Here is a 14628-nt window from a genome sequence, read left to right as displayed (position 1 = left end):
TGTCACGCGACTTGCTGCTCCCCCTGGGTGGGCAGCGCCGGCCCTCGTGCCAGCTCCGAGCTCACCGGCTGCCGCATCAGCGTCTTCAGCACCAGCCGCGGCGAGAACATGGCCGTCGGTGGCTTGATCATGTGCATCACCTGCATGAACGTCTGGATGGCTTCGTCGTCCTTCGTCGTCAGCCGCTGGAACCGCTCCCCATACCAGGACGCCAGGCCGCTCCCCATCGGGCGGACCCCATCCAGCTCGGGCAGGCGCAGGTCCTCGGTGGTGGACATGGCCCAGACACCCTTCAACATGCTTCCAGCGCCCTCGAAGTAGCGACGCGCCAGCGTGTTCATCCCCTGGCGGAGGCACTCGCCCAGCCACTCCACCTGCAACGCGCTCGTGGTGATGCCCTGCCCATGGATGGGGTTGAACGAGCAGTATGCATCTCCCACCACCACCAGCCTCTCGAGCAACCTGGGCAGCCGCTCGTAGTGGCGCCACTGGCTGTGCGCGAAGCGGTAGCTGCTCGCGGGACCGAGCGGACTTGCGCCCCGTAGCACCTCGTACAGGTGCGGTTGGACCAGCGTGCGCGCGTACTCGAGGAAGCCCGCGTCATCCGTCGGCGGATAGTCCTTCAGCCAGCCCCCGAGAGTGATCGTCCACCGGTCTCCCTCCACGGGCAGGATGGCTCCGATGCGCCGGATTCGCGGCAGCTCGGCCGACAGGATGAGCGCTCTCCACCCTGGGTCGAAGCCCGCTGGCCTGTGGTAGAGCCGCGTGGCGTAGCCCACGTCGACCTTCAGCTGCGTCTCCTCCACCTTCGGGAGCCCCAGGCCCTCCATCCACTGTGGCGTTCGACTCCCGCGGCCGCTGGCATCCACCACCAGGTCGGCCTCGAGCTCGGTCTCCGCATCACTCCCGACGGCGCGAATCTTCAGGCCCCTGATGGAGGTGCCGTCGGCGCTCACCAGGAAGCTGGCTGCCTCCTGCCCATCCAGGATGCGCACGTTGGGCAATGCGGCCAACCTCGAGCGCACGCGCCACTCGAACAGGGGCCGGGTCTGCGAATACATGGAGACGCCGCTGTGGATGCGTTTGCGCCAGATGCCTGCCACATGCCACTCGCAGTCGGCGGACATGTCCATCACCTGCGCCCCGGCCGCCTGGAGATCCTCGAGGAGCCCGGGGAAGATGCTGGCCGCGATGTCCAGGCCCCGCCGCAACAGGATGTGCGTGTGGACACCCTGCGGCACTCCCTTGCGCGGCTGCGCCGAGTCCTCCAGGGGGTCGCGCTCTACCAACGTGACGCGTTCGAAGTGGCGCGCCAGCAGGCCTGCGGTGAGCAGTCCGGCCATGCTGCTGCCACAAACGATGGCGTGACGTCCCAACATCTGGGGCTGGGACAATGAAGTCACAAAGACACCTCGCGGAGCGGGAGAGTGCCTGAAGGCTAATGCTCAGGGCAGGTGCCTGTCGAGACAGCGGGGCGAGCGAACGCTCTCCTACCTGGGAGCGGGTGTGGAGCGCTTGGAGAAGTGCTTCTTGAGCGCCAGCGCTTCCTTGGCGGTGGAGGAAGCCATCGCGGGGACAACCTTCGCCGGATCATTCCCTGGCGCCACCGCGAACTGCCGGGCCCAATCGAGGAAGGTTCGATCGGGCTCCGTCGTGATGGGGCGGAGCTGGTACGTGGCGATGTACCCCGTGATCCCCAGCGCCTGCCCGACCAGCCGGTACGTCACGAAGTACTCCGTCTCGGAGCGCCCGACGACCTCCAGGACGCTCGTTCCCGAGGAGCGACTCTTCACCTCATACCGGGCGGGAACCTGCTCGGCCGAGCAACCCTCGACCCAGTGGCAAGCCTCGAATCCCTCGCCGAAGACCAGCGGCACGAGACGGACGATGTCACGGACGATGGGCCACACCTCGTCGATGGGCGCATCCAGGACAGCGGAGTCGCGGACACGGTAGGTCGCCTCGAGCATCGAGCATTCCCCTTTGGAGTCGAGGGCCTCGGTTGAAAGTCCTGTGAACGGCCCCAATCGCTCGTCCCGCTGTGTATCACGGGTCCCAAGTGGGCCGCCTCGCTCCTGGCACGTGCAATCGCGTCGAGCAGTCGTGGGCTGGACCTTGATGATGGTCAGTCACGTGCCAGTGGAGGTATTCGCCCTGACTGCAGCAAGTCTTCCTTCAAGGCCACGATGATGGCGTCCAGCTCCGCCTGGATGGCGTGGGCGGCGGCCTGGAGCTCGGCCGGGGCACGCTCCTCCCGTGTCAGCAGCGCCCGACCCCGCTGAAGGGCCTCCTCCAGGACATGGGCCTGCAGCAGCGCCACGGTCATCTTGATCTTGTGGGCCTGGAACGCGAACTCCTCCAGGTTGCCCGTCGCGAGCGCCTTCTGGAACGCGTGCCCGTGTTGCTCGGCGTTGGTGATGGTGATGGTGATGAACTCGGTCAGCGCCTCCGGGTCCCCCTCGGCCATGCGTCGGAATCCGTCCAGGCTGAAGCGGGGGGGAGTGGGGGCAGGGGGCGCGGGCAGCTCCTGGCTTCGTCCAGGCTCCTCCTCCGGGGCGGCGTCCGCGAGAACCGTCGGGGACTGGCGAGCGTGCAGGGCAATCCTCGAGAGGAGCTCCTCCGGCCTGAAGGGCTTGCACACGAAGTCCGTGAAGCCAGCGTCCGCGAGTCGATCCTCCAGTCCGGCCCGGCTCGAGGCCGTCATGGCCAGGATGGGCAGCCGCTTGAAGCTCTCCTCCGGCAGCGCCCGGATGGCGCGCGTGGCCTCGTAGCCATCCAGCTCCGGCATCTGCAGGTCCATCAGCACCGCGTCGAACCGCGCCTCCTGGACGTGCGCGACGGCCGCATGCCCGTTCTCCACCACCTCGAAGCTGGCGCCCCACCTGCGCAGGTACTGCGAGAGCACGAAGACGTTGACGGTGTTGTCCTCGGCCACCAGCAGCCTGACGCCCTGGAGGTCCCGGGGGCAGGCCGTGTCCTTCGTGGCAGCCTCCTGCGCCCCGGACGCCTGGGCCCTCTTCAGTCCCAGGGTGAAGAAGAACGAGGAGCCTTCCCCTGGCGCGCTCTCCAGGCTCAGCGTGCTGCCATGCAGGCCCAGCAGCTGTCGGCAGATGGTGAGGCCCAGGCCGGTGCCACCATACTGCTGGTGGATGTCGTAGCTGGCCTGGGTGAACTCCTCGAAGATCTCCGCCTGCTGGTGCTTGGGAATGCCGATGCCCGTGTCGGTGACCCGGAACTCGATGGAGACGGACTGCGAGGAGGACTCCTGGACTCGGGCCGCCAGCGTCACCGTGCCCCGCTCGGTGAACTTGATGGCATTGGCCAGCAGGTTGGTGAGCACCTGGCTGAGCTTGACGGGATCTCCCAGGAGCCAGGCCGGCACCTGTTCATCCACCTCCACCAGGACGTTCAGCTTCTTCTCCTCGGCCTTGACGGTCAGCCCATAGAAGATGCCGTGGAGCAGCTGGCGCACGTCGAAAGGCCTCTCTTCCAGCGCCACCTTGCCTGCTTCGATCTTGCTGAGATCCAGGATGTTGTTGAGCAGGCCCAGCAGGTTCTCGGAAGAGGCCTGAAGGATGCTCACGTACTTCTGTTGCTCGGCAGAGAGCGTGCTCTGCCGCAGCAACCCCGCCAGCCCCACGATGGCATTCATCGGGGTGCGGATCTCATGGCTGACCATGGACAGGAAGGCCGTCTTGGACCTGGCGGCCTGCTCGGCCTGCTCGGCCTTCCTGCGGGCCAGCAGCAGCTCTCGCTCGTAGTTCTTGCGGTCGGTGATGCTGAAGAGGGTGGTGCGATGGAGCAGCACCCGGCCCTCGGCGTCCTTCTTCTGGACGCTGTTGACCAGCGAGGGCAGGGCGCGGCCTTGCTTGCACACCAGATCGAGCTGGATCTCGCGGACAAACCCTTGCATCCGCAGCAGGGGCGCGTAGTGCGTCTCGTGGAAGATCTTCCCCGCGATGGTCAGCAGTTCGAGGAACCGCATCCCTCCAAGCAGCTCCTCTCGCGTATAGCCCGTCCACTCCAGGAAGGTCTCGTTGACCTTGATGATCGTGCCGTCAGGCAGCGTGGAGAGATGGCCGCAGGGCGCGTGCTCGTAGAGCTCCTCGGCGCTCTCCTCTCGGACATTGGTTCTCGTGAGAGCGATCATAGGCGCGACCTGGAGAGGTGGCCTTGCTGCGATTACAGCTTCCCCCAGACTTGCGGGGATTATGCCTCAGGGCGCGGGTCGCGTTCCACCTCCCGTTGGGGTGGGGCTGTTCAGGCTGGCCAGGGTGCCCTACGAATGGAGGAGCAGGACGCCAGGTGCGAGCGAGGCAAGGACGGCCAGTAGGGATTGCGTGGCAGCCGCCGGTGGAGCCTGGCCGTGGCCGCTACGGCCTGCTCAAGGCTTCTGCTCTTCGTCGCGCACGCAGCGCTCGACGAAGCCGGAGTTGTCGCAGTGCATGTTGGGGCCGCACTGCAGCCGGCACAGCGGCTTCTCGGGAGGGCGGGGAGGATCCGCGCCGATGGTCGGGTCCCCCACGAAATCACGCGGATCCTTGGGCTGGCTCTGCTGGGAGCTCCGCATGGAGCTGGTGCTGTTGGGCCGCCCGGGGGTGGAGTCCGGAGCGAGGGTCGCGCAAGCCGTCACGAAGAGCGCGGCTGCGAGCACTCCAAGGCGCAGGTTTCTCATGGAGACAGCATAGCGCTGTCGCGGGGCCGAGGCGGAGCGCCCCTGGAGCCTGGCGCTCCCACCTCTGAGAATGAGTGAGTTGACGCGGCAGTCATTGGTTGGAATCGCACGCCAATTCCATCCTGCAGGGTTCCCCGCGGAGGCGCCGGAGCGAGCTCGGCAAACGGCCAGCCCCTGGGCCGGCGACAGCAACCGCTCAGCCCAGGAGGGTGAGCCCCAGCAGCACAGCCAACCCGGCGCCGAGCACCGCGGCGAGGATCGCCAGTCCCGCGGGGCCCACGGGAGAGGGATCAATCGGCTCCCCACGCGAGAGGGCCTGGTGGTTTCGCAGGAAGCGGCGGACCGCCACCAGGTGGGTGGCCATGCCGAGCGCGACCATCAGGACGCCGGCCGCGATGGAGGCATACGAGTGGCTCTCGTCGGGAGCCACCCCCGGAGCCGTGAGGCCCAGGGCCCGCATGAAGGCGCCGAAGCGGGCTACCACGAAGCCAAACCCCATCAGCGCCAGGCCGGTGCGGACCCAGGCCAGCAAGGTTCGCTCCGCGGCCCAGTCGTAGCGCGCATCCCGCGCCGGCCGCGGTGGGACGACGGTGAGAGGCTGCGGCAGGGCCGAAGGTGCAGGAGGGCTGGGGAGTTGCTCGGCGGGGTGGCTCACCTCTCCATCACACCCGTCCCAAGGGCCCTGGCGCAACCCGGTGCGGTGTCGCGGGATGTGGGCACCCACGCGCGGCCCTCCACAAAGGCTTTGCCCGATCCCGCAAGCGCGGTAGATGCGCCGCCCGTGCCTACGCTCACTGCCCAGGAAGCGCTCGAGAAGCTCAAGGTGGGTAACGCCCGTTTCGCATCCAACGTGCTGAGCGCCGAGTCGCTCTTGAGCAACCTTCGGCGCGCGGAGTTCGCCCAGGGCCAGCAGCCGTGGGCCGTCATCCTCGGGTGCTCGGACAGCCGCGTGCCCGCCGAGACGGTGTTCGACGTGGGCCTGGGAGAGCTGTTCGTCATCCGCGTGGCGGGCAACATCGTCGCTCCCTCGCAGGTGGGCAGCGTGGAGTTCAGCGTGGAGCGGCACGGCGCCCGGCTCGTGGTCGTCATGGGCCACACCCTGTGCGGCGCCATCGACGCCACGCTCGAGGCGATGACGGAGCCGCCGAGCAAGCAGTCTCCCGGCCTGCGCTCCATCGTCGAGCGCGTGCGGCCCAGCGTGGTGCCGCTGCTGCACACCGAGCTGGCCCACCAGCCCGCGGCGCTGCGGCGCGAGGCCACCCGCGCCAACGTGCGCGCCAGCGTGTCCGCCCTGCGCCACGGCTCGCAGCTGCTCGAGAAGCTCGTCTACGAGGACGGCCTGCTCGTGGTGGGCGCGGAGTATGATCTGGTGAGCGGCCGGGTGGAGTTCTTCGAGGGCGTGCCGGAGTAGCCGACGAAGAACACTCGGATGTGGCCGTGGCTCGTACTATGAGTGTGAGCCATGCGCTCAACTCGTTTCTGTCTCGCTCTTCTCGGCCTCCTGGCGTCTCCCGTGCTGGCCGCGGTGCCCACGGGCTTCCAGGAGACCCGCTACTCCTCCTCGGCTCTCACCCCCGCCACGGGGCTGGCGTGGGCGCCGGATGGCTCGGGGCGTCTCTTCCTCCTCAACAAGAACGGCGTCGTGCGCATCGCGACGATGCGGGACGGGGAGCTCGTCACGTCCGGCAACAACCTGGTGACGACCACGTTCGCCACGGAGACCGTCCACACCAACAGCGAGTGCGGCCTCATCGGCATCGCGTTCGATCCGAACTACGCCGTCAACCGCTACGTCTACCTGTTCGTCACCGCCACCGCCTCCAAGCAGCAGATCGTCCGCTACACGGACTCCAACGGGGTGGGCATCGCTCGCACGGTGGTCGTCGACAACCTGCCCACCGCGGGGAACAACCATGATGGCGGGGCCGTGGGCTTCGGCGCGGACGGCAAGCTGTACTGGGCCATCGGCGACCTGGGCAATGGCACGGGGGTGGACGCGGATCTCACCTCGATGGCAGCCAAGGTGAGCCGGGCCAATCCGGATGGCACGCCCGCCAATGACAACCCCTTCAACGATGGGGTGGGGCCCAACAGCGAGTACGTCTGGGCGCGCGGCTTCCGAAACCCCTTCACGTTCACCTTCCAGCCGGGCACCGGCAAGCTCTGGGTGAACTCGGTGGGTACGGGCTACGAGCAGATCTTCGTCACGAACCGGGGCGATCACGCCGGCTACAACGACTACGAGAACAATCAGCCCAACGGCTTCATCACGCCCGTGATCAAGTACCGCACCAACGGCGCGGACACGCGTACCCTCAACGCGAACGGCGCCGTGCGCAGCGGAGGCACCGTCACCTTCACCACCACCGCGACCCATGGCTTCCGCAAGGGCGAGAAGATCACCGTGTCGGGTGTCACGGACGCGAGCTTCAACGGGGATGTCTACGTGGCCAGCGTCCCGAGCCCCACCACGTGGACGGCGGCGCAGGCCGGGCCCGAGGCGACGAGCGGCGGGGGCACGGCGGCGACGCAGAACCTGGGCGGCTCCATCACCGGAGGCGTCTTCTACGACTCCACGCTCCTTCCCGCCGAGTACCGGGGCAACTTCCTCTTCGGGGACTACAACTCCGGAAGGGTGGTGCGTGCCACGCTGGCCGCGGATGGCTCGGTGGCGACGGTGGACTCGTGGGGCACGGGCTTCACCCAGGTCGTGGACATCGACGTGGGGCCGGATGGCGCGCTGTACTTCGTGGGCGTCACCTCGGGCGCGGTGACGCGGGTCCAGCCTGTCGCTGCCGGGCAGAAGCTCATCGTCTCGGCGCTCAACCTGAACGTGGTCGAGGGCGGCAAGGCCGTGTTCACCGTGCGCCTGGCCCAGGCTCCCACGGCGGACGTCAGCGTCAGCGTGGTGCGGGCCTCGGGAGACGCGGATCTGAGCATCGAGAGCGGCTCGCAGCTCACCTTCACGCCGGCCAACTGGAACCAGCTCCAGGTCGTCACGCTCTCCGCCGTGGAGGATGCGGACGCGACCGCCGACATCGCGGACTTCACCGTGTCCGCGCAGGGGCTGGCCTCCGAGACGGTGCGAGTGGTGTCCATCGACAACAACGCCGCGCGGATCGTGCTGTCCAGCGCGTCCTTGACGGTGGATGAGGGAGGGACCAACACCTTCACGGTGGCGCTCTCCAAGGCCCCCGGGCAGAACGTCTCCGTCACGGTGGGGAGAACGACGGGGGACGCGGACGTGACGATCTCCAGCGGCGCGACGCTCTCCTTCACTCCCAGCAACTGGAGCACGCCGCAGACCGTCACCGTGGCCGCCGCGGAGGACGCGGACAACGTCAAGGACACGGCCACGCTCACCGTGGCCGCACCGGGAGGAGACGCGCGCGTGCTGGCCGTCACCGTGCGGGACAATGACCCCTCGGCTCCGACCATCGTGTCCACGCCCGTCACCTCCGCGGTGGTGGGGGCGCCGTATCGCTACGAGGTGGTGGCCGAGGGACTGCCCGCTCCGACCTTCTCGCTGACGAGCAGCGTGCAGGGCCCCAGCATCGGCGCGAGCAGCGGCGTCCTCGTCTGGAGCCCGGAGGTGGTGGGCACCGTGGACATGACGGTGCGGGCGAGCAATGGGGTGCAGCCGGACGCCACGCAGTCCTTCCAGGTCCTCGTGAAGGCGGACGAGGCGCCCCGCGCGGTGCTCACGCGTCCCACGGAGGAGGAGCGCGTCTCCGGGGCCGCGGCGGAGTTCTTCGGGGACTGCTTCGACGACGTGGGCTGCACGAAGGCGGAGTTCTATGTGGACGGCGTGCTCTCGAGCACGGATGCGCAGAGCTCAGGCCACTACCACTATGGCGGTGAGCACAACCGCTGGGACACGACGTCCCTGCGGCCTGGCGCGCACCAGGTGCGCATGGTCGTCTACGACACCGGCGGCAGGAGCGCGGCGGTCGAGGTCAAGGTGTGCGTGGGGGATGGCGAGTGTGTCCCGCCCATGCAGGAGGACGGAGGGGTGCAGCAGGACGGCGGGACGGAGCCGCCGCCGGAGGACGCGTCGGAAGGCTGTGGCTGCGGCGCGGGCTCGGCGGGGGCGATGGGGTGGTTGGGGCTGCTGCTGGTGCTGCGCCGGAAGCGGACGCGACGCCAGGCGGACTGAGCCGCGACACCGCTATGACATGCGCGGCCCCAGGCGAGCCCCGAGCGCGTGCCAGTCCTGGCACGTTCTTCCCCGCACCCACGGGGCTCGCTGGGGCCTCAGGCGCCCATCCGCATGAAATCCGGGGGCTTTTTCCCCCGGAGGCCTCGTGGCACTTCGCTTGCCCTGGGTGTCCCCGTTCGCGCCGGCAAGGGCCGATGCGCGACATGCCAAGGGGACAAACACATGAAGCGATTCTTTCTGGGTGCTGCGCTGGGACTCTTCTCCACGATGGTGATCGGCTGCGGCGGGGGCACCGAAGGGGACACCGACAACGATCCGCCGGCCGGCAACCCGCCGCAGAGTGAGACAATCGCGTGGGCCGGGACGTGGGACGCCGCCCTGCAGTACGGCGTGCGGTGCGATCATGGCTTCGGCAACATCAAGACCGCCAACTACACCACGCAGTTCACGGTGGCGCTCACCGGGCAGAACAGCGCGCTCGAGGCCCAGACCGACGTGAACTACTACATGGGCGGGACGGGCAGTAACGCGAAGCTGGACCTGAGCGGAACCTTCCCCCTGAAGGGCTCCGACAACCAGAAGGCCTCCACGCGGGAGGATGAGACGGACCTCTCCATCAAGCTCACCACCGTGACGGACAAGAACAAGGCGAGCGGCACCATCTCTGGAACCTTCAGGAGCGGCTTCGGCGCCAACTGCTCCGTGGAGAACGGGACGGTGACTTTCACGCGCAACTGAGACGGCGCGTTCCAACCTCCTCCCTGGGAAGGTGTTCCTGGGAGGAGGGCCGTCGAGCGCCCGCATCCGTGATAACGGACGCTTTGCCGTTGAAGCGCCTGCGAGTGTCCGTTATGTTGGCTGGATACATGATGAAGGCCTGTCACCGCTGTTGCTGCTCCTCTGCATGTCAGAAGTGAGCCTCCGCTCCACCACGAAGCCTGTGCCAGAGCGGTGGGAAGCATCCTCGCGGTACCGGTGACTCGAGAACCTCTCATGTCTTCACATGTCTCTCCGCGCACCTCGCGCGCGTTCACCCTCTTTGTCGCACTGTGGCTGGGATTCGGAGCTGTCGCCGGGGCCCAGGAGGCCGCAGCGCCTCCCGCGAGCGCTCCTGCCTCGCAGGCCCCGGCCAACCCGCCGCCTACCGTCACCGCGGAGCCCGGGAAGGGCATCGTCGTGAAGACCGCGGACGGCAAGTACTCCTTCGGAGTCCGGGCGCGCATCCAGCTTCGCGAGACGTATGTCCACTTTGGCGACAGCGACACCAGTGAGATCAACGTCCGGACGCTGCGCCTCTCCGTGGCCGGCAATATCCTGTCGCCGGACATCCGCTACACCATCCAGCTGGCCTTCGGCGGCAACGACTTCGACACGGGCAGCAGCTCGCCCATCTTCGATGCCTACGTGGACTACACCCGCTTCCGGGATCTGAACATCCGCGTCGGGCAGTTCTTCGTGCCCTTCGACCGGGCCCGCACCATCCGCGAGTTCGCGCTGCAGTTCGCCGATCGTCAGATAGCGGTGCGAGAGCTGAACCTCGATCGAGACGTGGGCGTGATGCTCTCGTCCACCAACCTCTTCGGGCTCAACGAGCTGCTCGGCTACAACTTCTTCCTCGGTGGCGGGGACGGGCGCAACCGCTTCGCGGCGTATGCCGCCGGGCCGCTCACCTCGCTGCGGCTCACGCTGCGGCCCTTCGGCACCTTCGACGAAGATCAGGAGGGAGACTTGTCCCGCGCGGACAAGCCGCGGCTGGCCCTGGGCGTGGCGGGCGCCTACAACTACCGGACCTCGCGCAGCCAGAGCACGATCGGAACGGCCTTCACCGCCGGGACGGTCAACTACACCCACCTCGCCGCGGACCTGGTGTTCAAGTACCGAGGCTTCTCGCTGCTGGCCGAGGGCCTGTGGCGCAAGGCCAGCCAGGACGTGCTGGAGAAGGAGACCAACGGCACCGTCACGCGCGAGCCCACGCGCTCCGGCCATGGCTACTTCGTGCAGGCCGGCTACCTGCTGAACTCCCAGCTGGAGGTGACCGCGCGCTGGGACAAGCTCTTCTCCCGGGGCGCCACGGATCCGCAGCTGGTGCAGCTCGTCCAGACCCAGGGCAAGCAGCTCGGCAGCGGCCTCAACCTCTACCTGAACGGCCACGCCTTCAAGGTGCAGGCCGACTACTTCTACATCTTCGGCTCCACGGACGGGGATCCGCGGCACCAGGCCCGTCTCCAGCTCGACGCCACCTTCTGAGATGGGCCCGGGCCGGGGCCTCAGTGCACCGTGGCCCCTCCGGAGGGCGACTGCTCCTGCAGCCCGAGCGCCGCCCGGCACGTCTTCGTGTACAGGTCCCGGAAGATGTTGTCCGGATCGGTGAGCTGCTTCACCGCCTGGTAGGTCGCCTTGTTCCAGAGGCTCCAGAAGGTCTGCTCGTCGTAGTAGTTGTACGAGATGAGCGTCTTGGTGCCGTTGACCTGGAGCAGCTCGCCCTCGAATTCCTTGTAGAAGTTGCGGCCCGGCTGCTGCTTGAGCCCGTAGACGGCGAGATCGAGGAAGAGCGGATCATTCACGCCGGCCCACCAGCGGGGCGAGAGCCACTCATAGTCTCGCATGCGCCGGTAGGGCACGCACCACACCGGGTAGTAGTGGACCTCGCGGTGGTACCAGTCCATGAACTCGGCCGTGCGCGAGAAGGGGACGAACACGTCCACGATGACCGATGGGTTCTTGGCCGGCAGGAAGCGGTGGAAGCGGTCCGCGGCCCTCAGCATGCTGTCGGAGTGCACCAGCTTGCCGAACAGCGCCCGGCCGACGAGGCTCTTCGGCGTGACGTGGGTGACGCCCCGGTCGTAGCGGAAGAGGTAGTCGTACGTCGTCAGGAAGTCCTCGGAGCGCTTGGGGATGCTCTCGCAGTACGCCTTGAGCCAGTCGTAGCGGCTGACGTACGGGGCCTTCTCCACGAAGCGGCCCAGGCAGAGCACGTGCTTCGTCGGCGAGAAGATCTGCCCGTCCATATAGTCCACGTCCTGGGCGGTGAAGTGGCGCCAGATGGCCTGCTGGAAGGCGTCCAGCGTGGTGTACGTCTCGTACTTCACGTGCACGTGGGGCGCGGCGCGCACCAGCCGGAACTTCAGCTTCGAGAGGATGCCCAGCGTCCCGAACGAGCCGTGGATCATCTGGAAGATGAGCGCGTGCCGGTCCGGGGAGCAGCTCAGCACCTCGCCCTTCGCGGTGATGAGCTCGTACTCCAGGCAGGTGTCGTGGAAGCCTCCATACTGGAAGGACATGGACTCGATGGAGCACCCCGCGACGGAGCCCCCGAGGGTGATCGTCTTGTGCTCGGGGACGACGATGGGCACCAGCCCGTGGCGCATCGTCGCGCGGACCACCTCGTCGAAGGTGACCGCGGGCTCGGCGGTGCACGTCATCGCCACCGGATCGATCTCGAGGATCTGGTCGAGATCGCTCAGATCGATCTTCTCGTCGCTGCGCCGACGATCATGGCGCTTGGGGACCTGGTGCGGCGGCGTCTTCTTCTTGAGGGAGACAGGCTGCGTGCTCGTCCGTAGCCGCAGCTGCCGTGCAATCCGCTCGACCTTCGCCGCGTGAAGCGCATCGTGCCGCGCGGGCTTCTCCAACCAGCGCGCACTGAGAGCCGACTCCGTGTGCATTCCATTCCTCCGCTCTCACAGAGTGGTGAAGTGAAGGGCGCTCGGTGAGTGAGGTCCCTTCGGACGGGCCCTCGTCCGCTCGGTTGCCCAACACGCGGGGAGGGGATGCCGGGGCCGAAGGCTCGAGCGTCGGGCCCCTGGGGATGACCAGCGCTCACTCCTCGAGGCGCAGGAGCGTGACTCCTCGGTACCAGCAGCCTCCAGGGCGTGGCTCCGGGCCGGTCCGCAGTGTCACCTCGCGCAACGGACGGGTCCCGCCCTGGAACTGCAGGAGCCACAGGCTGGCCACTCCCTCCAGCCGCGCCTGGGCTCCCTCGGGTGCGTGCGCCACGGTGCCGCTCGTCGGCGCGTTGGTGCTCACCAGGAGGACGCCCCGCTCCACGGGGAGCTCGAAGTGGAAGGTCACGGTGGTGTCGGGCTCGCAAGGCGTGAATGCCTTCGCGGACTCCTGGCGCAGCGGGACTTCCTGGGAGCGGGCACTGCGGTAGCGGGCGAAGACGAAGGGCGGGTGGACCGCCCAGCGCGCGTCCTCGAGCTGGAATGGTGCCCCGTACTGCAGCAGCCACGGGTTGGGACGCTCCGCGCTCCCGGCGAGCTGCCCCTGGTAGAGCGCCACCAGGACGTGCTGGGCCTCGCGCACGCGGGGGACCCAGAAGGGGGTGCGCAGGTAGTCCCCATCCACCGAGACGGAGAGCAGGCGGTGCTCGGGATCGAGCGACCCCAGCAGGTACGTGTCCCAGTAGTCCCCGAGCAGGACCGTCTCTCCCGCGCGGGCGGTGACCGCGTCCGTGGCGGCCTGGGCCAGCTCCAGCGTCGGCTCCGGAACGCGAGGCGGTACGAGCAGGTGGCTCGAGGCGAAGAGCCCCAGGGCGGCGAGCGCCGAGAGCCCCGCGGCGCGGGCGCGCAGGACTGGCACGAGGTGCAAGGCGAGGGTGACGCCCGAGGCCGCGGCCAGGATGCCGAGGACGAGCGTAGGCACCAGGTACCGGATGTCGTAGTCGTTCAGGCGGACGTGGAGCACCAGGGTGGCGATGGCGGCGTTGGCGAGCGCCCCGCCCACGAACGCGATCGTGAGGAACGCCAGCTCCGTCTCGGGGCGGTGCGCCTCCAGGGCGCGTCGGCGAAGCTGGAGCAGGAGGTACCCTGCCGCCACGAGCGCCGCCACGAAGCCCAGGAGCACCACCGGGGCCAGCGGATCCTCGACGATGCGGCTCAGGATGGCCCTGGCGTTCTCCGCGAGGAAGCCTTTGTCCACCTTCAAGGGCGTGGAGTACGCGTAGCCGAAGTGCCGCTTCGCGAAGCGGTGGAAGAGGTGGCGCGTCCAGGACTCGAAGGAGATGCCCACCGCCAGCGGGACGAGCGCGGCCAGGAGCAGCCAGCGCCGCCGCACGGAGGGACTGCCCAGCCCCACGCGAACGCCCTCCACCACGACGGCCACCAGGAGCAGAGGGCCGGAGGTAGGGGAGGTCCAGCAGGCCAGCGTGGAGAAGAGCGCGGCGGCGGCGGCCTGGAGCCACGTGGCGCCACGTCCGGAGGTGGGCTCGGCCAGGCTTCGCAGCAGCCGCGTCAGTGTCAGCCACGCGAGGAAGAGCGCCGTGAGCTGCCAGCTGAAGGGTTGGCTGAGCGCGAAGAGCTGTACCTGGAAGAGCGGTGAGAGCAGCGCGAGCGCGGCGAAGGCCGACGCCATCAGCCACCCGGCCTGCCGCTGGAGCCCTCGAAGCGCGAGGCACGCGCCACACGCCCAGGTGGCCTGCCAGACGAAGACGCGCCAGGGCGTCCAGTCGAAGCCCGTGAGGGCACGCCAACCCTGGCCCAGCAGCCACGGCCATGCCCCGATGCGATCCTGCCCGTAATAATAGAGACGGAAGGCATCGAAGACGGGATCGTTCGACTGCAGCACGGGGATGGCCGCGTCCGAATTCCAGTCCGTGACGGAGGCGCTCCCCGGGGCGAAGTGGCGCAGCACCTGCACGAGCAGGCTGCCCCATGCCAGGAGGAGGAGGCCGGTTCCGAGCGCGCCGCGAAGACGGAGTCTCACCACGGATGGCACATAGCAGATGCGCGCGGACGCTGACTGCCCATCTCGCCAGGTCGCGACGGACAGCCGGGAGCGCTGACCGGGGCTTTCC

General features: G+C 68.2%; 11 protein-coding genes. 4 read left to right on the top strand and 7 right to left on the bottom strand.

Annotated features, from left to right (window positions below; translation table 11 throughout):
• Window positions 1-2 precede the first annotated feature (2 nt).
• The 5 genes from KY572_RS05925 to KY572_RS05905 form a co-directional block, all read right to left on the bottom strand.
• A complete protein-coding gene (locus KY572_RS05925; protein ID WP_224241510.1) occupies window positions 3-1379 on the bottom strand; it encodes an FAD-dependent oxidoreductase in 1377 nt (458 codons plus the stop codon).
• A gap of 111 nt (window positions 1380-1490) precedes the next feature.
• Complete coding sequence (locus KY572_RS05920) at window positions 1491-1970, bottom strand: SRPBCC family protein (protein WP_224241273.1); 480 nt, start codon at window positions 1968-1970, stop codon at window positions 1491-1493.
• Window positions 1971-2125: 155 nt separating this feature from the next.
• Complete coding sequence (locus KY572_RS05915) at window positions 2126-4150, bottom strand: PAS domain-containing hybrid sensor histidine kinase/response regulator (protein WP_224241271.1); 2025 nt, start codon at window positions 4148-4150, stop codon at window positions 2126-2128.
• A gap of 234 nt (window positions 4151-4384) precedes the next feature.
• Window positions 4385-4675: a hypothetical protein gene (locus KY572_RS05910; RefSeq protein WP_224241270.1), complete on the bottom strand. Its 291-nt coding sequence runs from the start codon at window positions 4673-4675 to the stop codon at window positions 4385-4387.
• Between the two features lie 196 nt (window positions 4676-4871).
• Window positions 4872-5399 carry a YidH family protein gene (locus KY572_RS05905; RefSeq protein ID WP_224241268.1) on the bottom strand — a complete coding sequence of 176 codons (528 nt, stop codon included), beginning with the start codon at window positions 5397-5399 and terminating at the stop codon, window positions 4872-4874.
• 57 nt (window positions 5400-5456) lie between these two features.
• Between KY572_RS05905 and KY572_RS05900 the strand changes: the two genes are divergently transcribed.
• From KY572_RS05900 to KY572_RS05885, 4 genes are all read left to right on the top strand, one after another.
• Complete coding sequence (locus KY572_RS05900; protein WP_224241266.1) at window positions 5457-6086, top strand: carbonic anhydrase; 630 nt, start codon at window positions 5457-5459, stop codon at window positions 6084-6086.
• Window positions 6087-6137: 51 nt separating this feature from the next.
• Complete coding sequence (locus tag KY572_RS05895) at window positions 6138-8831, top strand: PQQ-dependent sugar dehydrogenase (protein WP_224241264.1); 2694 nt, start codon at window positions 6138-6140, stop codon at window positions 8829-8831.
• A 225-nt stretch (window positions 8832-9056) separates the two neighbouring features.
• On the top strand, window positions 9057-9572 hold the full coding sequence (locus tag KY572_RS05890) for a hypothetical protein (protein ID WP_224241262.1): 516 nt from the start codon (window positions 9057-9059) through the stop codon (window positions 9570-9572).
• Between the two features lie 255 nt (window positions 9573-9827).
• Entirely contained in the window at window positions 9828-11081 is a 1254-nt protein-coding gene (locus KY572_RS05885; protein ID WP_224241260.1) for a porin, read from the top strand.
• A gap of 20 nt (window positions 11082-11101) precedes the next feature.
• On the opposite strand, the gene KY572_RS05880 is transcribed toward KY572_RS05885, so the two are convergent.
• Window positions 11102-12499, bottom strand: a complete 1398-nt coding sequence (locus KY572_RS05880) for an FAD-binding oxidoreductase (protein ID WP_224241259.1) — start codon at window positions 12497-12499, stop codon at window positions 11102-11104.
• A 154-nt stretch (window positions 12500-12653) separates the two neighbouring features.
• Window positions 12654-14540, bottom strand: coding sequence for a hypothetical protein (locus KY572_RS05875; RefSeq protein ID WP_224241258.1), 1887 nt, complete (start codon window positions 14538-14540; stop codon window positions 12654-12656).
• Between the last annotated feature and the right edge of the window lie 88 nt (window positions 14541-14628).

Origin of the sequence: Hyalangium gracile, assembly GCF_020103725.1 — a bacterium.
In the GTDB taxonomy this organism is placed as follows: domain Bacteria; phylum Myxococcota; class Myxococcia; order Myxococcales; family Myxococcaceae; genus Hyalangium; species Hyalangium gracile.
This window is presented reverse-complemented; position numbering and strand designations above follow the sequence as displayed.